The sequence below is a fragment of the Acinetobacter sp. YH1901141 genome (assembly GCF_013416935.1).
GTDB lineage: Bacteria > Pseudomonadota > Gammaproteobacteria > Pseudomonadales > Moraxellaceae > Acinetobacter > Acinetobacter towneri.
Map to the genome: position 1 here is coordinate 277434 of NZ_VPEY01000001.1, position 24910 is coordinate 302343.

General features: G+C 42.8%; 25 protein-coding genes. 10 read left to right on the forward strand and 15 right to left on the reverse strand.

The genetic code is table 11. From position 1 onward, the window contains the following. Positions 1-33 precede the first annotated feature (33 nt). Positions 34-1467 carry a sigma-54 dependent transcriptional regulator gene (locus FTV52_RS01310; RefSeq protein WP_004975695.1) on the forward strand — a complete coding sequence of 478 codons (1434 nt, stop codon included), beginning with the start codon at positions 34-36 and terminating at the stop codon, positions 1465-1467. Between the two features lie 49 nt (positions 1468-1516). On the opposite strand, the gene FTV52_RS01315 is transcribed toward FTV52_RS01310, so the two are convergent. The 4 genes from FTV52_RS01315 to lptF form a co-directional block, all read right to left on the reverse strand. Beyond that, positions 1517-2680, reverse strand: a complete 1164-nt coding sequence (locus tag FTV52_RS01315) for a S41 family peptidase (protein ID WP_004975690.1) — start codon at positions 2678-2680, stop codon at positions 1517-1519. A 24-nt stretch (positions 2681-2704) separates the two neighbouring features. Then, positions 2705-4252 (reverse strand): 2,3-bisphosphoglycerate-independent phosphoglycerate mutase, encoded by a 1548-nt coding sequence (gpmI, locus tag FTV52_RS01320; protein ID WP_179989564.1) that lies wholly within the window; start codon positions 4250-4252, stop codon positions 2705-2707. A 144-nt stretch (positions 4253-4396) separates the two neighbouring features. Further along, positions 4397-5467: an LPS export ABC transporter permease LptG gene (gene lptG, locus FTV52_RS01325; protein ID WP_179989566.1), complete on the reverse strand. Its 1071-nt coding sequence runs from the start codon at positions 5465-5467 to the stop codon at positions 4397-4399. A gap of 1 nt (position 5468) precedes the next feature. Then, a complete protein-coding gene (gene lptF / locus FTV52_RS01330) occupies positions 5469-6569 on the reverse strand; it encodes an LPS export ABC transporter permease LptF (RefSeq protein ID WP_179989568.1) in 1101 nt (366 codons plus the stop codon). Positions 6570-6727: 158 nt separating this feature from the next. Between lptF and FTV52_RS01335 the strand changes: the two genes are divergently transcribed. The 4 genes from FTV52_RS01335 (at position 6728) to FTV52_RS01350 (ending at position 9608) form a co-directional block, all read left to right on the forward strand. Further along, the gene (locus FTV52_RS01335) at positions 6728-8176 is read left to right on the forward strand and encodes a leucyl aminopeptidase (RefSeq protein ID WP_179989601.1); all 1449 of its coding nucleotides are present in this window, start codon (positions 6728-6730) and stop codon (positions 8174-8176) included. Beyond that, on the forward strand, positions 8169-8576 hold the full coding sequence (locus FTV52_RS01340) for a DNA polymerase III subunit chi (RefSeq protein ID WP_131260997.1): 408 nt from the start codon (positions 8169-8171) through the stop codon (positions 8574-8576). Before FTV52_RS01335 ends, FTV52_RS01340 begins: the two co-directional genes overlap by 8 nt. A gap of 48 nt (positions 8577-8624) precedes the next feature. Next, the gene (locus FTV52_RS01345) at positions 8625-9245 is read left to right on the forward strand and encodes a hypothetical protein (protein WP_004975677.1); all 621 of its coding nucleotides are present in this window, start codon (positions 8625-8627) and stop codon (positions 9243-9245) included. A 144-nt stretch (positions 9246-9389) separates the two neighbouring features. Then, positions 9390-9608: a hypothetical protein gene (locus FTV52_RS01350; RefSeq protein ID WP_096901968.1), complete on the forward strand. Its 219-nt coding sequence runs from the start codon at positions 9390-9392 to the stop codon at positions 9606-9608. A 109-nt stretch (positions 9609-9717) separates the two neighbouring features. Here FTV52_RS01350 and FTV52_RS01355 read toward each other — a convergent pair whose 3' ends face one another. The 7 genes from FTV52_RS01355 to glnK all read right to left on the reverse strand — a co-directional run bounded on the left by FTV52_RS01355 (position 9718) and on the right by glnK (position 15918). Then, complete coding sequence (locus FTV52_RS01355) at positions 9718-10263, reverse strand: VTT domain-containing protein (RefSeq protein ID WP_004975673.1); 546 nt, start codon at positions 10261-10263, stop codon at positions 9718-9720. 123 nt (positions 10264-10386) lie between these two features. Beyond that, on the reverse strand, positions 10387-11046 hold the full coding sequence (locus FTV52_RS01360) for a riboflavin synthase (RefSeq protein ID WP_179989570.1): 660 nt from the start codon (positions 11044-11046) through the stop codon (positions 10387-10389). A gap of 34 nt (positions 11047-11080) precedes the next feature. Further along, positions 11081-12373: a DNA adenine methylase gene (locus tag FTV52_RS01365; RefSeq protein WP_179989572.1), complete on the reverse strand. Its 1293-nt coding sequence runs from the start codon at positions 12371-12373 to the stop codon at positions 11081-11083. After that, positions 12370-13470, reverse strand: coding sequence for a bifunctional diaminohydroxyphosphoribosylaminopyrimidine deaminase/5-amino-6-(5-phosphoribosylamino)uracil reductase RibD (ribD, locus tag FTV52_RS01370; protein WP_179989603.1), 1101 nt, complete (start codon positions 13468-13470; stop codon positions 12370-12372). Before ribD ends, FTV52_RS01365 begins: the two co-directional genes overlap by 4 nt. 39 nt (positions 13471-13509) lie before the next feature. Further along, on the reverse strand, positions 13510-13968 hold the full coding sequence (gene nrdR, locus FTV52_RS01375; protein WP_096902237.1) for a transcriptional regulator NrdR: 459 nt from the start codon (positions 13966-13968) through the stop codon (positions 13510-13512). Positions 13969-14107: 139 nt separating this feature from the next. Further along, entirely contained in the window at positions 14108-15517 is a 1410-nt protein-coding gene (locus tag FTV52_RS01380) for an ammonium transporter (RefSeq protein ID WP_179989573.1), read from the reverse strand. A gap of 62 nt (positions 15518-15579) precedes the next feature. Then, positions 15580-15918: a P-II family nitrogen regulator gene (gene glnK, locus FTV52_RS01385; protein ID WP_004650081.1), complete on the reverse strand. Its 339-nt coding sequence runs from the start codon at positions 15916-15918 to the stop codon at positions 15580-15582. Positions 15919-16194: 276 nt separating this feature from the next. Here glnK and FTV52_RS01390 point away from each other — a divergent pair, with 276 nt between their 5' ends. Both FTV52_RS01390 and FTV52_RS01395 read left to right on the forward strand, forming a co-directional pair. Continuing rightward, positions 16195-16422: an accessory factor UbiK family protein gene (locus FTV52_RS01390; RefSeq protein ID WP_096902239.1), complete on the forward strand. Its 228-nt coding sequence runs from the start codon at positions 16195-16197 to the stop codon at positions 16420-16422. A 74-nt stretch (positions 16423-16496) separates the two neighbouring features. Further along, the gene (locus FTV52_RS01395; RefSeq protein ID WP_004975658.1) at positions 16497-17984 is read left to right on the forward strand and encodes a YifB family Mg chelatase-like AAA ATPase; all 1488 of its coding nucleotides are present in this window, start codon (positions 16497-16499) and stop codon (positions 17982-17984) included. Between the two features lie 154 nt (positions 17985-18138). Here FTV52_RS01395 and FTV52_RS01400 read toward each other — a convergent pair whose 3' ends face one another. Then, complete coding sequence (locus FTV52_RS01400) at positions 18139-18894, reverse strand: TorF family putative porin (protein WP_373683406.1); 756 nt, start codon at positions 18892-18894, stop codon at positions 18139-18141. 472 nt (positions 18895-19366) lie between these two features. Here FTV52_RS01400 and FTV52_RS01405 point away from each other — a divergent pair, with 472 nt between their 5' ends. Beyond that, positions 19367-19558 (forward strand): hypothetical protein, encoded by a 192-nt coding sequence (locus FTV52_RS01405; RefSeq protein ID WP_179989575.1) that lies wholly within the window; start codon positions 19367-19369, stop codon positions 19556-19558. 489 nt (positions 19559-20047) lie between these two features. After that, the gene (locus FTV52_RS01410) at positions 20048-21370 is read left to right on the forward strand and encodes an OprD family outer membrane porin (protein WP_179989577.1); all 1323 of its coding nucleotides are present in this window, start codon (positions 20048-20050) and stop codon (positions 21368-21370) included. A gap of 99 nt (positions 21371-21469) precedes the next feature. Here FTV52_RS01410 and ppa read toward each other — a convergent pair whose 3' ends face one another. Together ppa and FTV52_RS01420 are read right to left on the reverse strand one after the other, a co-directional pair. Continuing rightward, complete coding sequence (ppa, locus tag FTV52_RS01415) at positions 21470-22006, reverse strand: inorganic diphosphatase (RefSeq protein WP_004975651.1); 537 nt, start codon at positions 22004-22006, stop codon at positions 21470-21472. A gap of 124 nt (positions 22007-22130) precedes the next feature. Further along, the gene (locus tag FTV52_RS01420; RefSeq protein WP_096902243.1) at positions 22131-22529 is read right to left on the reverse strand and encodes an MAPEG family protein; all 399 of its coding nucleotides are present in this window, start codon (positions 22527-22529) and stop codon (positions 22131-22133) included. A gap of 104 nt (positions 22530-22633) precedes the next feature. Here FTV52_RS01420 and FTV52_RS01425 point away from each other — a divergent pair, with 104 nt between their 5' ends. Then, entirely contained in the window at positions 22634-23014 is a 381-nt protein-coding gene (locus FTV52_RS01425; RefSeq protein WP_004975646.1) for a hypothetical protein, read from the forward strand. Between the two features lie 107 nt (positions 23015-23121). On the opposite strand, the gene FTV52_RS01430 is transcribed toward FTV52_RS01425, so the two are convergent. Beyond that, positions 23122-24798 (reverse strand): AMP-binding protein, encoded by a 1677-nt coding sequence (locus FTV52_RS01430; RefSeq protein WP_096902244.1) that lies wholly within the window; start codon positions 24796-24798, stop codon positions 23122-23124. Between the last annotated feature and the right edge of the window lie 112 nt (positions 24799-24910).

Below are 24910 nucleotides of genomic sequence, written 5' to 3' on the forward strand. Positions count from 1 at the left end.
TTTGATTTAATTTTGTGTGGTTTTGGGGAAAATATGCACGCTGTTCAACCTTTGGTTTTATTGGTCGATGACGAAGAAGACCTTTGTACCCTCATGCAGATGACTTTGGCACGTATGGGGATTCAAACCCATGTCGCGTATCGTTTAGCACAAGCCAAGCAATTATTGGCAGAACATCAGTACGATGCTTGCTTAACCGACTTAAACCTGCCCGATGGCAATGGCTTGCAACTGGTTGAATGGATTTCCGAACAATATCCGAATGTACCTGTTGCCGTATTGACCGCCTACGGCAATATGGATATTGCGATTGCTGCTTTAAAAGCAGGTGCATTTGACTTTGTCAGCAAGCCTGTCAATCAAATACATTTACAGCAACTCCTTGAAAAAGCACTGAATAAACCTTTCGACACCACCGATCATCACAGCCAAGATCAGCTTGAATATAAAATGTTGATTGGGCAGTCTTTGCCTATTCAACAATTGCGCAGCACCATCAAAAAAATTGCGCGCTCGCAAGCGCCTGTATTTATTACAGGCGAATCGGGTACGGGGAAAGAAGTTGTCGCCAATTTGGTTCACCGTTTAAGTAACCGCAACGAAGGACCATTTATTGCAATTAACTGTGGTGCAATCCCCACCGAACTCATGGAAAGCGAGCTATTTGGACACAAAAAAGGTAGCTTTACAGGAGCGACTCAAGACAAACAAGGTCTGATTCAATCTGCACATGGTGGCAGCTTATTTTTAGATGAAATTGCCGAACTGCCACTGAGCATGCAAGTCAAACTGCTGCGTGCCGTTCAGGAAAAGCGCATCCGTCCTGTGGGTTCAGATAGTGAAATTGATGTCGATTTTCGTGTGATCAGCGCCAGTCATCAGGACTTAGAAAGTTTGGTTCAGCAAGGACGTTTCCGTCAGGATTTATTCTTCCGTATTCACGTGATGGATTTGGTCTTGCCTGCCTTGCGTGAACGTGGACAAGATATTCTGTTATTGGCAGACCACTTCATTCAAAAAGTTGCACAAGAATGGGACATTCCTGCCAAACAACTGACACCTCGTGCCCAGCAATTTTTATTAGAACAGTACTATCCGGGTAATGTGCGTGAGTTACGCAATATTATTGAACGTGCCATTACCCTGAGTGATGATGATGTTATTGATCTCAAACACTTACAAACCGCACCCTTGCGCCAATTCAGTATGAGCAATACAGCAACCACTGAATCACAACCTACAGCAGAAACACCACAGCAGATCGTGACAGATGTATTGCTGACAGGACGCAAACTGCCTGAAGAAGGTTTAGAAGCCTACTTGGAAAAAGTAGAAAAAGACATTTTACTGAATGCGCTGCACCTGACCCACTGGAACCGTACGTTGGCAGCAAAAAAATTGGGCATGTCTTTCCGTTCTTTGCGCTATCGTCTGAAAAAGTTTGGATTAGATACTGAAGATGAGTAAACGCTAAACAATGAAGACTGTCTAAAAATACGTGTTACTCAGATGAGACTTAACGGCGGCTCAGCAGTAAATCTGCCACATGCTCAAGATAAGCCTCTTCTTTCATTTCAGGACTTTGAATATATTGCTGATTCGGCTGAATCCCAACCCCTTCAATCATTTGCTCGCGTGGGGTGTAATAATGCGAAACCGTCATTTGTAAGGCAGCACCATCGCTAAGTGGGAACAGCTTTTGCACCACCCCCTTGCCATAACTTTTTTCGCCCATCACCCAAGCGCGTGAATGGTCTTTTAAAGCACCGGTAAAGACTTCTGCCGCAGATGCAGAGCGATGATTAATCAGTACTCCGACTTTTAAATTTTGAAACTCAAAGCTAGGTAACGCCTGAAATTGTTGATCGCCTTCAGAACGACTTTTGGTCGATACAATCACACCCTGATTTAAAAATAAATCGGCAGATTCCACCGCAGCAGACAGTAAGCCTCCTGGGTTATTACGCAGATCAATCAATACGGCTTTTAAGCGTGGCGTGCTATGTTCTTCAATTAAGCGTTTAATTTCATTGGCGGTGTCTTGCTGAAACACACGTACTTTTAACAACAAGACCTGATTAGAAAGCATCTGCGCCTGAATATCGGTTTCTACTTTTTTGTTGCGTACCAACATAATTTCAGGCTGATTGGCTGCACGTTGTACGCTTACAGTCGATCCCACTGAGCCTGTGAGCAGGTTATTGACCTGATCTGCACTCAGCTTTTTCAGTTCTTGGTTATCAATTTTAAATAGGCTGTCGCCATTCTTCAGCCCTTGTTTAGCCGAGTCGGCATTGGCACTTAAATTTTGAATGACCCAATGTTGCTGGGCAGCGTCATAGCGCAAAGTAAAATCAACCGAGGCCAAGTCGCCTTCGGTATATTGTAAAAGTTGTTTATATTCTTCAGCAGTTAAATAGCGTGAATAACGGTCTAAACCGCTCACCAAGCCACGAATGGCTTGCTGAAACAAGGCATCATCACTTTTTTCAGTCACATAGTTGTCTTTGACAATGCCATAGATTTGTACAAATTCCTGTATCGACTCTACAGGCACATCGACATAGTCCTGTTGTAGTGTAGGGCCATCTAACTCCCAATCTGGCGCAGCCCAAACACTCGAATGACTGGCACACAACACGCTTGCCAACACAACCGCATAAATTTTGTGAGCCGTCATTCCATCATCTACCTGTATCGAGGGTTATGCCTGTAAGCGAATTAAGTTGCGACCTTGCATATCTGCTGGCACTGGCAATTGCATCAAATTCAATAAAGTTGGTGCAACATCTGCCAACACACCACCTTCCAAAATGGTGGCCTGAGTTGGGCCTACATAAATGAATGGCACTAATTCAGTGGTGTGCTGAGTATGTACCTGACCACTGTCATAGTCTTGCATTTGCTCGACGTTACCATGATCAGCTGTAATAATCATGTGACCTTGTTTCGCCATCACCGCTTCATAAACGCGACCTAAGCAGGTATCTACCGCTTCAACTGCTTTGACAGCTGCATCAAACACACCAGTATGACCGACCATATCGCCATTGGCATAGTTCACCACCAACAAGTCATATTCACCTGAGTTAATGGCTGCAACCAGTTCATCAGTCACTTCATAAGCGCTCATTTCAGGTTTTAAGTCATAGGTTGCTACATTTGGCGATGGGATCAGGATGCGTTTTTCACCCGGATATTCATCTTCACGGCCACCACTAAAGAAGAACGTCACGTGTGCGTATTTTTCAGTTTCAGCAATACGCAATTGCGTTTTGCCCAAGTCTGATAAATATTCACCAATGGAGTTTTTCAAATCTTCTGGCATGTACGCCACTGGTGCAGCAATGCTGGCTTGATAACGGGTTAGCATCACAAATTTAGACAATTGCGGCACAACTTTACGTTCAAAACCAGCAAAGTCTTGTTCCACAAAAGCTTTGGTCAATTCACGCGCACGGTCAGCACGGAAGTTCATAAACACCACGCTGTCGCCATCTTGAATTTTGGCAATTTCACCAATACGGGTGGCTTTGACAAACTCATCGCTTTCATCTGCTGCGTAAGCCGCTGCCAAGCCCTCTACCGCAGTTGCAGCAGTACGCACTGCCTCGCCTTCAGTGAGTAGACGATAGGCTTGTTCTACACGATCCCAACGGTTGTCACGATCCATTGCAAAGTAACGGCCAATCAGGCTGGCAATACGACCTTGATTTGGATATTGTGCAAATAATGCGTCCAGTTTTTCCAAAGAAGGCTGCGCGCTTTTTGGTGGCGTATCACGGCCATCTAAAAAGGCATGTAGATAAACTTTTGCACCACGTTTTAATGCCAATTCTGCCATCGCCACGATATGATCTTCATGCGAATGCACACCGCCTTCAGACAATAAACCAAGCAGATGCACTGCACCCTTGGCTGCTTTGGCTTTTTCTACCGCATCGACCAACACTTCATGTTCAAAGAAAGCGCCTGTACGAATGTCTTTGGTAATACGGGTAAAGTCTTGGTACAACACACGTCCTGCACCCAAGTTCATGTGACCAACTTCAGAGTTACCCATTTGACCATCTGGCAAGCCCACATCTTCACCTGAACCAGAGATCAAACCATGCGGATGCTTTTCCTGCATAGCAGTCAAATTTGGTCGTTTCGCTGCTAAAAACGCGTTGTCTTCGACCGCTTCGCGATGACCCACACCATCCATAATCACCAATACGTGAGGGATTTTGCCAGCAGTTGCATCCGCCATAATCAATACTCTTTTTCGTCTACAAATTAATCATGCTATCTTAACGAATTTTGCGTCAAGACTCTATGTTCAGAAGATGGTTTCCGCCACTGATTCAGATAGGTTTAGCCAATCAAACAGAAAAGCAGCAGCATCGGTGCGCACTTAGCGCGCACGATGCAGTAAATAGCCGCCGATGACAAACATCAGAACAATAGGAATAAATACGAACCACGCAGGCGATGGTGCATAAACCAAGCTTGCATAGCCCAAGAAATCCTGCAAATAAAAGAAGGTTAAACCCACAAATAAGGCAATCACCAAACGAAAACCCATGGATTGCTGACGTAACGGCCCAAAAATAAAGGAACAGGCAATCACCACCAAGGCAATTAGGGCAAATGGCGCACCGAGTTTTTGCCAAAAGGCCAATTGGTAAGTTTTTGGCACTTGGCTGTATTCATGCATATAACTCATGAAACTCACCAACTGGCTAGGTGATAAATCTTCAGGGTCGATGGTGACCATGTGTACATATTTCGGCTGCAAAGCCAATGCCAATGCTTGTTGGCTATTTTTGGCCAAGGTCGCGTTACCTGCCTGCAGAATATCCATCTGTTCAGTTTGATTCAGCAACCAACTGCCATCTTTTACAAACTGCCCTTGGTCGGCAGACAGCGTGCCACGCAGACGATAATTGTCATCAAAATCGACCACTTGCACATTTTTTAGCTGACCTTGGGCATTGGCATAGTCAATATAAATAAAACGATTGCCTTCACGTGACCAATAGCCACGAACTTCGCCCAACTCCGCTACGCTGCGGTGACTTTTAACACTTTTGGCCTGTTCGTTGGTATACGGAATCACCCACTCGCTGAGTACGAACGACAGAACGACCAGCACTAAAGCGGAACGAATGACCCATCCCACAATACGCCACAGACTAATTCCCGCAGAGCGCATCACAATCAATTCACTGTTGGATGCTAAAGTACCCAAACCTAAAACTGCGCCAATTAAGGCAGAAATAGGTAAAATTTCATAAAGATAGGTTGGTGCGCCCCATAACACATACAATAGTGCCTGCCATGCGCCATAGCCTTCTTTAAGTGAACCCAGCTCTCCCAAATAGGTAAACAACACCTGCAAACCAGACAGAATTGCGGTGGCACCAAACATAGCCAGTGCCGTGGTCTTGGTAACGTGTTTTGCAACTATACGACGTGCCAACATCTTAAGACCTCACTCGCTGAATTTGCTGCTTAATTTTAGGTGCCAGTTTTTGTTTACGCGAGAACAAGGCTGCGGCAATGGTATACGCCAACAACACCAACGGATAAGCAATCATGCCCATTTCTTGTTTGCTGATACGGGTTTTAACCGCCATGAGCGCCACAATCAAACTGGCGAAAATTAACAAGGCAGGAAACAGTTTTAAATAACGCCCCTGACGCGGACTAACTTCTGACAATGCCACGGCTAAAAACAACGCCACCACAATCGCAAAAGGCACAAAAATACGCCATCCCAGTTCACTTGCGACCACAGGGTCTGCACGGTTTTTCCAAAGTTGCGAGGTGGTTAAGGCTTCTACTTCGGCACTTTCAAATTTAGCTTCTTTGTCATTCTCTAAACGTAAACGATAACTTTGGAATTCTGCCTGTGAATATTTGGCTGTGCCCGGAAATATTTCATAACGACGCCCTTCGACCAAATCCACCACATTGGCAGGATCATTTTCCAGCTCTACCCGTGTCGCTTCTTTTGCCAGAATCATGACATCAGGACGACCTGTTTTTTCTGCACGTTGATAAAAGAAAATATCTTTCAGGTTTTTACGATCTTCGGACAGATCGCCTGCGTAAATGGTATATGGCCCTGAAGAAATAAATTCTTTGGGTCGCACCAAATCAAAACCTGTGCGTACTGCCTGACTGGTGGTCAATGCTTCAAACTGACGCAGTCCCCACGGTGATGCCCACAGCATTAAAAAGCCTTGGACAATTAGAAATACCAGCGTCATTGGCACCAATAAACGTGCCAATTGATGCCGACTCACGCCACTGCTGTTGAGCACTGCCATTTCATGGTCGACATATAAACGACCAAATACCAACATCAAGCCAATAAAGAAACCCAAAGGTAAGATCAGCGTCAAAAATTCAGGCAAGCGATAGCCAATGATGCTGAATAAAATACTCGCATCCAAACGCCCTTGTGCCGCCACGCCAAAATACTTGATCAAGCGACCACCCATCATGATCAAAGTCAGTAAGGCAATCACAACCAAGGATGTCGACACAACTTGCTTGACCAAATAACGCCGAATAATCAAATTATTTCTTCCAAAATGTGAGGGAATCCAATTCGCGTTAGTTTACCTGAATGTTGAAAATATAAAACCTATCGCCTTGTTATACATTGAAACTCAACGCATAAAAATGTTTCAATGGTTGCATAGTTTGCACATTTAGATAGGCATAAAATCCAGTGATTAAATTTAGCTTAAGTCCCGCATTCCAAGAACACAGCGCGAGTGAATCTTTGTCAATTTTAGTGGCTGCAGAACAGGTGCCACAGGCAACTGCTGCTTATCAAATCAAGGATTTAGACAGCATTATTCAAGCGACACAATTTAAAGCAGGCTTTAATGAAAGTTTAAGTTTGGTGGCTAGCGTTGTTGAATGCGCCAATAGCAACCTGATCGGTTTGGGTAAAACCGAAGAATTACCAGCCGCAAAGCTGGCAAAAATTGCACAAAGCATTATCAAATCTTCACAAAAAAAATTTAAACAGATCAGCATTGATTTGTCTGCTCTGCCTAGCGAGCTGCATTATGTATTTGCACTCAGCCTGACCCAAGCAGCCTATGCTTTTGATGAATACAAAAGCAAAAAGAATGAGTTTCAGCTTGAACAAATCAACTTAATTGCCAAGGACAGCTCACTGACTGCCGATCAGTTGCAGTTAATTGAAGCCATGCAATCAGGTCAAAACATGGCTCGCGACTTGGGCAACCGCCCGGGCAATATTTGTTTCCCTGAATATTTGGCAGAACAAGCTCAAGCACTTGCGGCAGAATACCCAGATCTGCTCAAAGTCACCATTTTAGATGAAGCAGAAATGGCCGAATTGGGCATGGGTGCATTCCTTGCAGTCAGTCAGGGTTCAGACCGTCCTGGGCGCATCATTAGCCTTGAATACCAAGCGCAGCGTGACGAAGCACCTGTGGTATTGGTCGGCAAAGGGATTACTTTCGATACTGGCGGCATTTCTCTCAAACCTGGCTTAGGCATGGACGAAATGAAATTTGATATGTGTGGTTCTGCTTCAGTCTTGGGCACCATGCGCGCACTGTGCGAAGCACGTTTGCCAATTCATGTTGTCGGTACGATTGCTGCAGCAGAAAACATGCCTTCAGGCAAAGCGACTCGCCCAGGTGATATTGTGACCAGTATGAGCGGTCAAACCATCGAAATTTTAAATACCGATGCCGAAGGTCGTTTGGTGCTGTGCGATACCCTGACCTATGTAAAACGCTTCAATCCTGCTTTGGTAATTGATATTGCGACGTTAACAGGCGCTTGCGTAGTTGCATTGGGTTCGGTACTCACAGGCATGTTTACCCCAGATGATGAACTTGCGGCGGAATTGGAGACTGCGGGACACACCACATTTGACCGTGTATGGCGCATGCCCGTGATTGACGATTATCAAGAACAACTGGATTCACCATTTGCCGATATTGGCAATATTGGTGGGCCTAAAGCAGGTTCAGTTACTGCAGCATGCTTCTTGCAACGCTTTACCCGTGACTATCGCTGGGCGCATCTAGACATTGCAGGCACTGCATGGAATTCAGGCAGCAATAAAGGCGCAACAGGTCGTCCTGTACCGTTATTGATGCAGTTCCTCGCACAACGTGCAAGCAATAATGGCTAAAGTTAGCTTTTATTTGTTTGAAAAAAGTCCTGAACGGCAAGTGGAAAGCACTTGCCGTTTATGCCGCAAAATTTTGCGGCAGCAGGCACGCATTTGGCTGCATTGCCCTGATCCAGAGTTACAGCAAATATTGGATGAGCGTCTGTGGAGTTTTGATGCCAGCAGCTTTATTCCACATGGCATTAACCAAACACAGGCCAGCGTATGTATTTCTGCCGAATTACCGCAGCAATCGGACTGGATTGTGTTTAATTTTAACAGTCAGGCACTTGAAGCCTATGCAAAATTTAGTCACATTATTGAGATTATTGAAAATCACGAAGCAGCTAAAGTGCTTGGACGTGAAAAATTTAAACAATATCGACGTTTGGGCATAGAACCACAGACGTTTAAGCTTTAATTTTAAAACGTTTTTTTAAAAATACTGCTCAAAATAAGGAGAGATGCGGTGACTTTAAATGTCGGCTCAGATTTTAAACAGCGCTGGTTAACCGCGCCTCAGGCTGTGCGCCAGACATTTATGGATGATCTGCATCGAATTTGTGAGGTCTTGCAACCTGAAACGCAATTACACAACTGGATTGCAGAAGATCAGCGCGCTCAGCAACAATCACAGGAAAAAATTGAACAAGCCTATGCTGACCTGAAAGCACGTTTGATTGAAGAAGCACGGCAACGTCGCCAATTGGCACTCGAACTCAAATTAGAACAGCAACGTGCAGAACAAGCCGCTTATGCTGCACAGCTACAGCAAGATGAAGCGCAACGCTTTGCAGAACAAACTCAAGCACTTGAGTTGATGCGTCAAAGTCTGGATCAGGAAATTTCAAACTATACTGCACGTTATGAGCAAAATCCTGAATTACCTGCAGTGACTTTTAATCAAGCCGCAACTGCGGTAAGTGATGATCAAATTGTTTCTGAACTTGAAAGTGTACGTTTGCGTTTAGAGCTAGAAGCCGAAACTCAAATTGAGCAGGCGGTAACGATCTTTCGTGCGCGACTACATGCTGCAGCCCAAGAAGAAATTGACTATATCTTAAAAAATTCAAATTTTTCTAAAGAATAATTTTACTTTTTATCCCCAATTAGCCCAAAGTCTTAAGCCCAATGTCATCAAAATGAAATAATTTTGTCACATGATAGTCATCCAGAAAAAGTTGAATTTTCAACTTTCATCTCCTTTAATGACTTTTGCAATCATGGGTTTCAAATGGATATCTTGACGAAAATTTCAGGCAAAATCGACCATCTTAATGCGGGCGAACAGTGGAGTATTCGTGCTCAGGATTTATGGATCAGTCGTGCAGATTTCCAATCATTAAGCATGTACTTGTCTAAAGAAGCGGAAAAGGGTGAGTTTTCAATTCAAAGTAACGATACTTTTAGCCCGCGCTTGGGTGGCACAGAATTAATTGTCACCAAACACTAAAACTGAACAATATCAAAAGTCCACACGGTGGGCTTTTTTTGTGGCCATCAATCCACTTTTTTAGTTATCGCGGTGGATTTAGAAGAAGAAAATAGAAAAAATGAGGAATTTAAATCCAATCACCCAACCAAGACAAAATATTACCCAAGCCATAACCTATTGCCATTAAAGAAAAAATCCATACGGCAGCACCCACCACATTATAAAAACTAAAGGTCGCCAAAGGCATGTGCCCTGACCCTGCAGCAAATGGTGCAAATGAGCGTACAAACGGTATAAAACGCGCCATTAAAATAGTTTTGCCACCATGTTTCATAAAATAATGGTTGGTTTTGACAATATATTCAGGTTTGAAATAACGTGAATGTTGATGAAAATACTTCACCCCTAGAATTCGTCCAGTGTAATAGTTGACGCTATATCCCAAGACTGCCGCGACAAAAAGCAAAATCCCCATATAGTGCAAATGCACCACGTCAGTGGTGGAACACAAGGCACCAATTGCGATCAGCAAACTATCGCCTGGTAAAAAGAACATGAACACAGAACCTGTTTCTGCAAAAATAATCAGAAACAAAATGGCATAGATCCACAGACCATAATTATCGAGTAATAATGGCAGCCAGTGTTCCAAATTCATTAAAAAATCAATCATCTACATTAAACCAAAGGGGTGTTTATGATGAAAAAAACATCTTTATCTTTTTAATTATCCCTAAAAACAAAAAAACAGTCTAATTTTTCAATCAGACTGTTTAAATTTCATTCGGCTCTGTGCTTATTTTAAAAAGCCATTTTCAGCCAAGAATTCCATGCTAATTTTAGATTGCTGCGTAGTTTCTGCAGCTTTATCACCCAAGAGCAAACGCTCAATATAACGCGCCAAGACATCCACTTCTAAATTGACCTTGCTGCCAACTTTCCATGTGCCAATATTGGTACGCTCTGCCGTGTGTGGAATTAAATTCAGACTGATAACACTGCCGCGTAAATGGTTAATGGTCAGGCTGATGCCATCGACGGTCACCGAACCTTTTTCTGCCAAATATTTGGCAATTTCTGCAGGTGCAGTCACTTCATAGTAAATTGAACGTGCATCTTCACGTACCAGCGTAATTTCACCGACTGCATCAACATGGCCACTTACGATATGTCCACCAAAACGTGTGGTCGGCAACATGGCTTTTTCGACATTGACAGGCTGACCCACTTTCCATGTGCCTAAAGTGGTACGGTTCAAACTTTCACGGGACACATCTGCGACATACCAATTGTCGCCCCACTCGATCACAGTCAGGCAAATACCATTGGTGGCAATTGAATCCCCCAAATGCACATCCGACATATCCAAATCGGTCTGAATACGCAAACGTACATCACCGCCCACACTTTGCAGGCTTTCTACTTTACCTAAACTTTCAATAATGCCTGTAAACATAATCTTTTCTCTCATTCACTGAGGATTTGTGGATTTACCACAACGCCAATTGGGTACTCACACCTGAGGTATCTACACCACCCAATTCTGCAAAATGGTAAAGTTGCCCTAACAACTGGCGAATAGGTGGGCCTGACTTGGCATGCGTATCGGTAATCACAATAAATTCCAGCACGCGCGCACGCTCGGACTGACGCTGTTTACTCACGCGATAACGCGGAACATCTTGCGTCAATAACGTCACTCGACCGCGTTTTAAATTGGCTTGCAACAAGTCTGTGGCACTAATATTACCATCGGTAGAATAACTGGTCAGAATAAAACGTGCATTAATGGTGTCCAATAAGGTTTCATACGCCTCTTTGGCGTACTTAGATGAGTTGTATGGACTTGGACGTTCTTTGCGCCATGCACGGTCAATACCACTTTTAAAGCCTTTGGTGTCTGGGGTTGGTAAATCGACCTGATCCCACAAGGTTAAGGCATTTAAGACATGATAGTTACTGCTATAAGCATGTTGATTATACGGTGGGTCTAAATAAGCCACATCCACCTCAAAACCACTCATTTGATTGGCAAGATGCTGTGCATCGACACACCACATTTCTGCAGCAGGTTTATTTGGTTCACCAATGTCACAAAAACGACTTGGCGTGAGCCACAATAATGATTCTATTCGTTCGAGTGCAGTTTGAGTTTTGCCACCCCAGCCGTGGTGGAAGCTTTTAAACACCCCACTGGTATTACTGACAAAACTGGCAGAGTACAACAACGGCGCCAACAATGCCGACATCTCAACATCATCAATGGCACCCTGCGCTTGCCACGTAGCAATTTGCTGACGAATCGCATCTATGCGCATACCGTTACGACGTTTAAAGAATAAACGGTCACGACTTGGGTCATAAATTTCGTCATTGCGCGGACACAAATTATGCGTCACCCAGCCTTTGACTTCAGGCAAACGGTTCAAATAATCAATGGCTTTTTGATAGCCGCCTAATTCTTTAAACGCAGGTGCTTCAGTGCAGGCCAAAATCGCATGGTTTAAGGCATGGCTGTACGGTTCCCAGTCATTGGCAATTACCCGATAACCATTTTGGCGCGCCAAACGTGATACCACCCCTGAGCCTGCAAAAAAGTCGGCAAAAATTGGGGCACGACCATCTTTAGGATGTAGCGTTCCTGTCTGTTCAAGGGCTTCTAAAATCAGATGCAGTAAACGGCGTTTATTGCCCAAATAAGGCACCAATTGATGAAATAAGTATTCATCAGTGGTGCGTGCCGCATGACGACGTTTGTGATAAACCGTTGACTCTGAACTCATAGTGTCTCTTGAGAAGGAATTAACCTAAGGCGCACGTCATCACCCAATTGAGTGACGTCGCAAAGTTTAAATCGAAGTTGCTCTGCCATACGTTCAAATTCTGCATTAAACATGGCACGTGCTGATTGCCCTAATAATGTAGGCGCCACATAACTAATGACTTCATCGACCAAGCCTTCCTGCAAGAAAGCGGTAGATAAAGTTGCGCCTGCCTCAACCAGTACATCATAAATTTGATGCTGTTTGACCAGTTCAGCCAGCAAGCTTGCCAAAGGCTGTACCGCCAATTGTATCACGCCTAAGGCTGCCAACTCTGCACGATACGGCCCCATCACCATCACGGTTTCAGGTTGCTGCAGAATTTGTGCAGTCAGCGCTAACCGCCCCTGACGGTCTAAAATAATCCGTTTTGGCTGTACCACATTGTGAAGATCATCCACTGCCAACTGACGTACATTGAGCAGACAGTCATCGGCCAGTACCGTATCAACACCCGTAATGACCGCTGCAGAAATTGCACGCCAATGTTGCACATCTGCACGTGCTGCTGCCCCTGTAATCCATTTGGATTCACCCGAGGCCATGGCCGTGCGACCATCCAAACTGGAGGCAATTTTTAAACGCACATAAGGCATACCTGTAGCCATAGCTTTTAAAAAGCCTGAATTTAACTGCGCTGCTTCGGCTTCTGCCACGCCCACACTAACCTGAATACCTGCATCCTGTAGAATCTGAACACCTTTACCTGCCACCAATGGATTTGGGTCTGGACAAGCCACAACCACTTTGGCCACGCCTGCATCGACCAAGGCTTTGGCACATGGTGGTGTGCGCCCATAGTGTGCACAAGGTTCCAAAGTCACATAAGCAGTTGCACCCTGCGCTTGTTCAGCGGCCTGACGCAAAGCAAAGACTTCGGCATGTGGCTGTCCTGCACGAGGATGGAAACCTTCGCCCAATAATTGGGCATCTTTAACAATAACGCAGCCCACGTTCGGATTTGGCTTGGTGCTGTATTGCCCCAAACGTGCCAGTTCAATGGCACGACGCATCCAAAAAAGATCATCAGGTTGCGCGTCAGTATTGAGTTCAGTCATGGATGATGGATGCTGTGGAATAGATGCTGGCATTGCGCTTTATTGCTCACGCGACTGCATTTGTTCAATTTGGCGACGGAATGCTTCGACATCCTGAAAGTCTTGATACACCGAGGCAAAACGTACATAAGCGACATGATCCAATGCAAATAAAGCCTGCATAACAACCTCACCAATGGTACGTGATTTCACATCACGCTCTCCCAAACGGCGAATTTGTAATTGGATGTCGCTGAGTACAGTTTCGATTTGCTCTTGGGTCACAGGACGTTTTTGCAAAGCATGCATTAACGAGCGACGCAACTTGGCTTCATCGAAAGGCTCACTTTTACCATCAGATTTAATCACCCGTGGCATGACCACTTCATAACTTTCAAAGGTGGTAAAGCGTTCACCACAGCCAATACACTCACGACGTCGGCGAATTTGGCAGCCTTCTGCCGCCAAACGTGAGTCAATCACTTTACTGTCTGCAGTGTTGCAAAATGGACAATGCATAGCGGTTTAATTGCACAAATTTGAATGAAAATGCAGTGTAGCAAAATTTCCAAACTTTGTAGAGTTTTACGCAACATATAGAAAAAAAACAGCCCCGAAGGGCTGTTTTACACAATATATTGATTATGTGCTGTCTGGATTATTCTACACGTTCACCATGTTGGCTTAAGTCGAGTCCCATACGCTCATCTTCTGCAGCCACACGAATACCAATGGTTAGATCAATTACTTTTAAGATGATGAAAGTCAGTACAGCAGAGTAAGCAATGGTCGCTAACACACCTTCAACTTGCACCCAAAGTTGGCTCATTAGGTTGCTTGGTGCAGCATCGCCCATAATAAACTCGCTGGCAAAGAAGGCTGTTAAAATTGCACCGACAATACCACCTACACCATGTAGTCCAAAGGCATCTAGAGAGTCATCAGCTTTCAAGGCGCGTTTTAAGGCAGTAATACCCCAGAAACATACCACACCACCAATTAAACCCATCGCTAATGCACCACCAACAGTCACAAAACCTGCTGCTGGAGTAATCACCACCAAACCTGCTACTGCACCCGATGCAGCACCTAATACCGAACCTTTACCACGTACCAGTTTTTCTGCTACAAGCCATGCAATTGCTGCGGCTGCGGCTGCCACTTGAGTCACAACTAAGGCGTAACCCGCTGCACCATTCGCGCCTAAAGCAGAACCACCGTTGAAACCGAACCAGCCCACCCAGAGTAAACTTGCACCCAGTACAGTCAAAGTTAGGTTGTGCGGAGCCATAGATTCACGGCCCAAGCCCATACGTTTACCCAACATGTATGCAGCAACCAAACCTGCAACACCCGAGTTAATATGAACAACAGTACCACCAGCAAAGTCGAGTGCACCATCATTGCCTAACCAGCCGCCACCCCATACCCAGTGGGTAATTGGTGCATAGACCACGACCACCCAAATCGCGATAAAGGCAACAAAGGCACCAAACTTCATTCGTTCTGCAATTGAACCACTGATAATTGCCACAGTAATGATGGCAAAGGTCATTTGAAATATCACAAATAGAATTTCAGGAATACTGCCACTGAGCGCATCGGTACCAATGCCTGCCAGCATGACTTTGTCTAGACCACCAATAAAGGCATTACCTTCACCAAAAGCCAAACTATAGCCCACTGCCACCCAGGCAATACTGACCACGGCTGCTGCTACAAAGCTATAAGCCATAGTATTGAGTACGTTTTTCTTGCGTACCATACCGCCATAAAATAGTGCCAAACCAGGAATGGTCATGAGTAAAACTAAAGCAGTCGAAACTAAAATCCAAGCGGTATCGCCTGTATCTAATACAGCTTCAGGTTCAGCAGCTTCGGGCGTGCTGACTTCTGCTACAGCTGCAACTTCTGTTGCATTTGTTGTTTCGATAGGAGATGTTTCGGCAGTTTCAAGCACTGCAACATCTGAAGTTGGAGTGGTGGCTGTTGCGGCTTCTTCAGCCCAAGCAACAGAACCACCGAGGAGTGCGCTCGATAGACTCAGCGCAAGTAGCATTTTTTTCATTTGTGTCCCCCGACCTTTGTTTTTGTGAGTTATTAGGTACTCAGCAAACTTCATGCCATCTTTTAAACAGCATCTGCACCCGTTTCACCTGTACGAATACGGATGACTTGTTCGAGGTTAGTCACAAAGATTTTGCCATCACCAATCTTGCCTGTACTAGCAACACGAGTGATTGACTCAATCACCGAATCGACCATTTCATCGCTAATTGCGATTTCGATTTTAACTTTAGGCAAGAAGTCAACGACGTACTCGGCGCCACGATAAAGTTCGGTGTGACCTTTTTGGCGACCGAAGCCTTTGACTTCTGTTACGGTGATCCCTTGAACACCAATTTCAGATAATGCTTCACGCACATCATCTAATTTAAAGGGTTTTACAATTGCAGTTACGAGCTTCATGTTTGTTTTCCTTCGGCTTAATTCACCAGTAAGGTTTTATGTTCAAATTCCATGCCAAAGTTCTAAGGTCGGGGGAAATTAGAAACCGTGACATGAGTTTTCTTTATACCTTATTTTATACATTTATATGGTTTTGATCTTCAAAAAATAGACATATTTACTAGAAGATTTACGATTTTACTCATCGAATAAATCCATATTTCGTCTGAAATGCTATAGTCTATTCAAGACCAGTGCTACACTGCCTCCATTTTCTCCATCTTTGTGGAAACAACAATGATTGAAACTTTATTACAAGCCATTTTGGAACAAGTTGAACAACCTAAAAAAGATTTAGAACATAATTTACGTGCTTTGCTCAATGAGGCGGTCACCAAAATGGATTTGGTCTCGCAAGATGAGCTAGACCGCCAACGTACTGCGCTCAATAATGCCAACTTACGTTTAAATGAATTGTTAAAACAAGTTGAAGCACTAGAACAGAAAATTCAACTCAAAAAATAAGCATCAATTGAGTGCATAAAAAACAAAAACCAAACATTATAAAAATAACGCACCAAAACGGATCATCATAAAAAATGTCTTTTGCCAAAGTGTATACGCGGGGGCTGCTCGGCTTGCACGCCCCTGCAATTGAAGTCGAAGTCCATCTGAGTCAAGGTTTACCTTCTTTAACCATTGTCGGTCTAGCCGAAGCTGCCGTACGTGAGAGTAAAGATCGGGTACGCTCTGCCATTATTAACAGTGGTTTTCAATTTCCGACCAAACGTCTGACCATTAATTTAGCGCCTGCCGACTTGCCCAAAGATGGTTCGCGTTTGGACTTAGCCATTGCTTTAGGCATTTTAATTGCTTCGGGACAATTGCCCGAACAAAGCACTGAAAGTTTAGAGTTTATTGGAGAATTGGCTTTAGATGGTCAATTGCGTCCCACCACAGGCACACTCAGTATTGCGATTGCCTGCCAACAGGCACAGCATCGTTTGGTTTTACCTGAACAAAATGCACAAGAAGCTGCTCAATTGCCTGACTTTGAAGTCTTTGCCGCCACACATTTAAAACAAGTTTGCGAACATTTGGCACAAAGCCAGCCTTTAAATAAAGTCACCGCGACTGCCCAACCACAGTTATCACATTCCGCCTTTGATTTAGTCGATGTTAAAGGACAGTTGCGCCCACGACGTGCTTTGGAAATAGCAGCTGCAGGTGGACATTCATTGCTATTCAAAGGCCCACCCGGTACAGGTAAAACCTTATTGGCATCTAGGCTTTCCAGTATTTTACCGCCATTGAATATGCAGGAAAATTTAGAGGTCGCCAGCATCTATTCAGTGGCCAATAGCCCGCATACGTTTGGACAGCGCCCTTTTCGCGCCCCGCATCATACCGCTTCTGCTGTAGCATTGGTCGGTGGAGGCTCATATCCCAAACCTGGTGAAATTACCTTGGCGCATTTAGGCGTTTTATTTTTAGATGAATTACCTGAATTTGATAAAAAAGTGTTAGAAGTGCTGCGCCAACCTTTAGAGTCCAAAGAAATTGTGATCTCCCGCGCTTCTCGGCAAATTACCTTTCCAGCCAACTTTCAACTAATTGCCGCCATGAATCCCTGTCCTTGTGGTTATGCTTTTAATCAGGATGTGCGCTGCCAATGTTCTGCAGAAAGTATTAAACGCTATCAAAACCGTATTTCAGGGCCGTTATTGGATCGTATCGACTTACACATTGATGTACCACCTCTGCAAGCACATGAATTACAGGACACCCGACCAGTGGAAAATTCTGAAACCGTGCGAAGCCGTGTCATTCAAGCATATACACGACAATTGCAACGCCAAGAGTGTTTAAACATGGCGCTCAGTCCCAAACAATTAGAGCAATTTGCACATTTAGATGATACTGCGCAAAATATTTTAGCCATTGCGCAGCAGCGTTTGAACTTATCGGCACGTGCGTATCATCGGGTGTTACGAGTGGCACGCACCATTGCAGATTTAGCCCAAAGTGAACAGATTCAAAGTCCACATTTGAGTGAAGCACTGTCTTATCGTGCCCATGAAGCCTGATTGAAAGTCTAATTAAGAGTTCGATTAAGAATCTGATTAAAAGTCTAAGAGATGAAAATAGCCCATTGCCATGCCTGTACAATGGGCGAGTTGTTTTTATTGTTTTAAGTTTCACTCCTAACTGGAGCTTTTATTTATCGTCGTAGCCGTATCTTTAGAAGGCTTTAGTTAAAGTAAATACAGCTCCTGTTTCAACGCCACGCTTTGCCGCATGCGAAAAACCATCGGTATCAATATCAGTTCCTACAGCAGCCAATTCAGCAGATAAACCTTCAACTGAAGCAAAGTTATAGCTTACACCGACTTTCCAATCTACATAGCTGTCTTTTCCACCGCCAAAATCAAAGTCATCTGCTTGGGTGTAACCTAATCCAGCAACCCCAGAAAAGCCGGTACTTCCAATGGGTGCGGTATAAGTGGCATTGAAATACCAAGCATCGGTGTCACCACCTAAGAAATCATTACTGTAGTTAATGGCTGTTAATAAGCTGGCATCTTTAAACAAAACATCACTAAAACCTAATTTTGCATAAGCTTCGAGCCAGTTTAAATCGCTCTCACTTGGGTAGGCGTAATACCAAAAACCCACATCCAAAATGGGTTTGCTGGCAAAATAATCTAGGCTTGTGGTATAGCCCATATAAGGGTCAAGCTCTAAATGTGCCGTACCACCAAAATCGACATTGGAACCCCACACACCAGCATAAAGGCCTGAATCATGGCTCAACGCAAAACCCGCTTGCACCGCAGGATCACTCATTGTTTGTGTCATGCCACGAAAACGATAATCACTGGTCATTGCCGCAGTACCACTAAAAGACAATGCTGAAGTTGATTCTGATGCCATGCTTAGACCAGATGCTGCCATCATCGCTGCTGCAAAAAGTGTTTTAAATCCCATGTTCATGATTTTCCCCCTGCATCTGATGAGATGCTTGTGTCTATTGTTGTTTAACTCACATGGAGGATTGCAAACCGTGTGCCAACATTCAAAAAAACAAGATTTTCCATACTCAGAATAGGCTCACAACCACATCTAAATGATTGTTATTTATATTTATTTTTAAATTAATAAATTTCTTATTTTCATCGCTATGGCCTACAACTCACTTTTGTTCATTCTTTTTACATAGATGTATAAGTCATATTTACCGTGTAAATACAGAATACATTTCAACATTTTTGATGTACCTGACTTAGAACTCAAATTTAAACTGCCTAAAAAAGTGCAATAACATTTATTCGCACATCTTTGCATATACTAAAAACTGGGACAAAGTCATTACTCATATGCTTACAGCCCCTTTCCCATTAAGGGCGAACAGCATGTTTGGCCTAGAAAAATATTGTTTGAATACGAATAATTTTTTTGCACCAAGAACATGCATATCATTCAAATTGTTAAACCGAATAGCCAATGTGAGATTTCAGCAGCATTGTGGCAGGCCGATGCAATATCTTCTGAAGTTATTACACTTAAAAATTTAGCGAAGAGAGAAATACTAATTGGGTCAAATTCATCAAAAACAGCGCAAATAAAACACCGTATTTCACATGAAACACCTCATAGCTAAAAACTATTACTCACCCCATAAACACGATTCTATTTTTTATACTTTTAGTTCAAATAAAAACCAAAATATCCAACTTTATCTATTTTTAAATTTAAAACCGCACTTATGAGTAAATACTTAAGAAGATGAAATAAACATAAAATTTTAGGTTTTTACTTACTTATTTCGCCATAAATTCTTAACTTAAACTACTGAAATATTAAACAAAGCTGATTTTATGGCTAAAATTTACAAAAAACTTAAAGCATTGCTCCCAAGTCATCCATTCTAGCTGTTCAGCTCATTTAAAATTATGTTCATGTTTTTACTAAAAATTAAAATAATTATTAAACTTTTTAAAATTCAATATTTTTAATGACCCTACAGTTTATCGAAAAAATGCTTAACTTTAGTGTCATAAGCCCCTTAAAAATGATATTTTCGCGCCTAAATAGCGATACAATTCGGCTACGTTTCAACTACACATTTACTGCATGAGGCTGTCTCCCAATGCTGCAATCTAAAAAATTAACACTAGCGTTGCTCATCAACGCAGCGCTTGTTTCAACTGCATTTGCTAGCGAACAAAGTGAATCTAAAGGCTTTGTAGAAGACGCAAACGGTTCGGTTTTATTCCGTACAGGTTTTTTACATCGTGATAAAAAAGATGGTCTCACTAATGACACCAGTTCCGCTGCCCAAACAGCAATTGTCAATCTAAATTCAGGTTTTAGCAAAGGTATAATAGGTTTTGGTGTGGGTGTTGTTGGTGATGCCTCATTCAAGCTAGGTGAAAATGCCCATTCAGGTAATGGTATGATTCCAACCCATAATGATGGCTCAGCTTATGACCATTGGGCACGTGGTGGTGCTTATGTCAAAGCACGTATCTCGAATACCACGGTAACTTATGGTACTCAAGTACTCGATTTACCAGTACTTGCTAGCAACACTGCCCGTTTAGTACCTGAATATTTTGAAGGTGTTTTAGCGACTAGCCGTGAAATTGATGGCCTAGAGTTAACTGCTGGTAAATTCACTAAAAATCAATATTCTGACCAAATAAACTCAGATGGTAATGAGTTAGACCGTGCTGTGGTATGGGGCGCGAAATATACATTTAATGATGACTTAAAAGCATCTTATTACGGTATTGATGTTAAAGATAAATTAGATCGTCACTATGCCAATGTAAACTATAACTACGGCTTAAAAGATGGTGCTGCGCTTAACTTTGATCTAAGCGGCTACCACACAGAATTCTCTAAAGATGCTTCAACTTATTCAGCAACAGGTACGATTGCGAATCCTGTCTATGGCGTACCAAAAGCAGAGAAAAATACAGTTGCTGGAACAGAGAAAACCAATGATATTTGGGCAATCTCTACTTCATATAGCAAAGATGTACACAATGTGATGTTGGCTTACCAACAAAACTTTGGTGATGTAGGCTATGACTACGGCGGTAACGCAGATGGTGCACAATCTATTTATCTACCTAACTCATATTTGTCTGATTTTGTAGGTAATGATGAAAAATCTTTAGGCTTACAATACAACTATAACTTTAAAAACCATGGTCTTCCTGGTCTAAACTGGACAACTGCTTTTGTTTACGGTTGGGACATTGATGTTCGTAACCAACCAAAAGATGGTCAAGAGCGTGAATTCTTTAACCAGGTGAAATACACCGTTCAATCAGGTTTTGCAAAAGATGCAAGCTTACGTCTACGTCATTCATACTACCGTGCAAGTGATGACTATCAAGCCGGTTATATTGGTGATACCAACGAATGGCGTATCTGGTTAGACATTCCTGTGAAATTATTCTAATTTCTCGGAATAGCCAATCCAATAAAAAACCTGCACATATTCTGTGCAGGTTTTTTACATTTCAGCTTTCACATGAAAGCTGAACAGGCGTCACGCAAATTATGGATTTGCAGCTTTGTAGCCTTCAATTGAGTTCAATACTTCTTGTTTCGCAACATCAGCACCTTCCCAACCACTTAACTTCACCCATTTGCCTGGCTCTAAGTCTTTATAGTGCTGGAAGAAGTGTTCAATTTGGCTGATCAATAATGGTGGAAGATCCGTATATTCTTGAACATCTTTATAAATTGGGGTTAATTTTTCGTGCGGAACGGCAACCAATTTCGCATCAATACCACCATCATCTTCCATGTTCAATTTACCCACTGGGCGGCAACGAATCACAGAACCTGGCTCTACTGGGTGTGGAGTCACAACCAATACGTCTAGCGGATCACCATCCAATGAAAGTGTATTTGGTACATAACCGTAGTTCGCTGGGTAGAACATTGCTGTACCCATGAAACGGTCTACAAATAATGCATCAGAATCTTTGTCAATTTCGTATTTGATTGGCGCTGCATTGGCAGGAATTTCAATGATCACATAGATGTCATTTGGTGCATCTTTACCCGCAGGGATATTGCTGTAGCTCATAGCATCACTCTTAAACAAGTTAAATCTTTTTAAAACCGCGTCAATTATAACGGTTTTCTGTCCTGAATTACTGCGCGATTATACATCTGCAAGGCAAAAATACATATTTTCAGACATGACTTGATCAGGTCAGTTTAATCACCATCAGCAAAATACAAATTGGACAAAGTAAAGACAGCATCCAAACAATTGAACGCAGCGTCGCCCAATTGGCTAAATAACAAATTCCATAAATAATGCGCAGCACAATATAAGCAATACCAAACATCATCACCACCACTTGTGGGATGACCATATATTCCGCCATGAGCACTGCAGCAATAAATAAAGGCAGGCTTTCAAAACTGTTTTGCTGTACGGCGTTAGCACGTGCAGCAAAACCTGTGGTTTTGGCTAAAAATTCACGTGGATTTTGGTTATCTTCACGTTTAAAACCACCTGCCATTTTTGCGACAACAGCAAAGACATACGGCAATAAGCAAGCAATTATAATTAGATAAACAATTCCACTTATGCTTTGCATCAATTTTTTCTCATAAACTGTATTGAGAACTTATCATAACATGGCATTTCTTGAATAAATTTTGTTAAATAGCATGTTTTAAGCAATTGTATAAAGGATCCATTATGGTCAGCCCAGATCAAAAGGAAATGTTAGATGTACTTGAAAAGCAGCGCCAACATCAACTGCGAGTGGATCGTGTTTTAAAAATTGTGTTGCCTATTGTGGCATTTTTATTGATGGTGATTTGCGCCAACATGAACGTATGGTCGACCATTTTTACCTTCGTTGTACTTTGGGTGGCGTTTTATGCGGTGGGGATTAAGCGTTTACCGTTATGGCACTGGATTATCGTGATTGTGGTGTACTGCTTAATTGATAATATTTTAAGTTATGGCAGTTTTAATCAATCAGGTTTTAGTCGCCAATTTGGTGCGATGTTTATTTTCTTGGGTATTGTGGGTGTTGGGCGTCGCTACTTTGACCGTTGGTTGATGAAAGAATAAGGTCTGGTGACACTTCGTCTGTATTGAACAAGAAGCTATCTATTTTTATAAGCATATAAAAAACGCCCCTGAGTTTTCAGAGGCGTTTTTGTTCAAAGCAGCATGAATTACGCTGTTTTACGCAAATCTTTACGCAAGATTTTACCTACGTTCGATTTTGGCAATTCATCCATAAACTCCACATAACGCGGGCGTTTATAGCCAGTTAAGTTCTCTTTAGCGAATGCTAATACTTCTTCTGTGGTTAATGATGGATCTTTTTTCACCACAAACAGTTTTGGCACTTCACCTGATTTTTCATCTGGTACACCAATGGCTGCCACTTCCAATACTTTCGGATGCTTCGCAATCACTTCTTCAATTTCAGATGGATATACGTTAAAGCCTGATACCAAAATCATGTCTTTTTTACGGTCTACAATTTTCACATAGCCACGTGAATCCATGACACCAATGTCACCTGTACGGAAGAAACCATTAATCATCACTTTATCGGTTTCATCTGGACGGTTCCAATAGCCTTTCATGACTTGTGGACCACGGATTGAAATTTCACCTTGCTCACCCAGTGCAACTTCATTGCCGTCATCATCCAAAATAGCCACTTCAGTTAATGGCAATGGAATACCAATGGTGCCACTGAATTCTTCAGATGCAGGCGGGTTTGCCGTTGCAACTGGTGAAGTTTCAGACAAGCCATAACCTTCAATAATGTTGGTGCCTGTCACTTTTTTCCATGCTTCAGCAGTCGATGGTAATACGGCCATACCACCACCCATCGCCATTTTCAATTTGCTGTGATCAAGCTGTTTAAACTCTTCATTGTTCACGAGCGCATTGAATAAAGTATTCACCGCAGGGAAGAAAGTTGGTTGATATTTACGTAATTCTTTCATCACCGCAGGTAAGTCACGCGGGTTTGGAATCAATACGTTTGCCTGACCTTTGTACATGCCGTAAAGCGCACACACCATGAATGCAAAGATGTGATACAGCGGCAATGCACAGAAAATACGGTCATCTGGCTGACCATCTTGTGCACCGAATTTACTCTGGAAAATACCATCACATTGCAGCATGTTTGCCACAAGGTTGCGGTGTGTTAATTCTGCACCCTTAGATACACCTGTTGTACCACCCGTGTATTGCAACACAGCCGTATCACTTAAAGTTAAGCTTGGGCGTTTGTAGTTGCTTGGGCTTACTTTAGACATTGCTGCGTTAAATTTAACGTGACCCGGAATGTTCCATGCAGGAATTTGCTTACGCACTGAACGTAAAACAAAATTCACCAACGTGCCTTTTAATGCACCTAGCATATCGCCCACAGAAGCAACAACAACATGCTTCACAGGGGTTTTACCAATAATCGCCTGATAAACGGATGCAAAGTTTTCAATAATCACTAAAACTTCAGAACCAGAGTCATTTAATTGATGCTCTAACTCACGCGAAGTATAAAGTGGATTCACGTTCACCAAAACTAAACCTGCGCGGAACACCCCCAGTGCAACCACAGGATATTGAAGTACGTTCGGCATCATCACCGCAACACGCGAGCCAGGTGCCAAACCTAAACTTTGTAAATAAGTTGCAAATTTACGGCTAGCTTCTTCTAGTTCACTAAAGCTTAAAACCTTATCCATAAAGATAAAGGCATCACGTGAACCAAATTTTTGGAAATTACGTTCAAAAATGTCTACGAGTGACGTATTTTCTGCAGGCAGTTCTACAGTTTCTGGAATCCCTGTCTTTTGGTATTCAGCAAACCAAATCTTTTCCATAATGCCAATTTCTCCAATCAATAATCCTTAGTTTTAAACTGTTTTTCTCAATACAGGACGTCGTTGTTTGCTTGTTTATGTCCCGTATTGCATCCATTTTCACGAATATAAA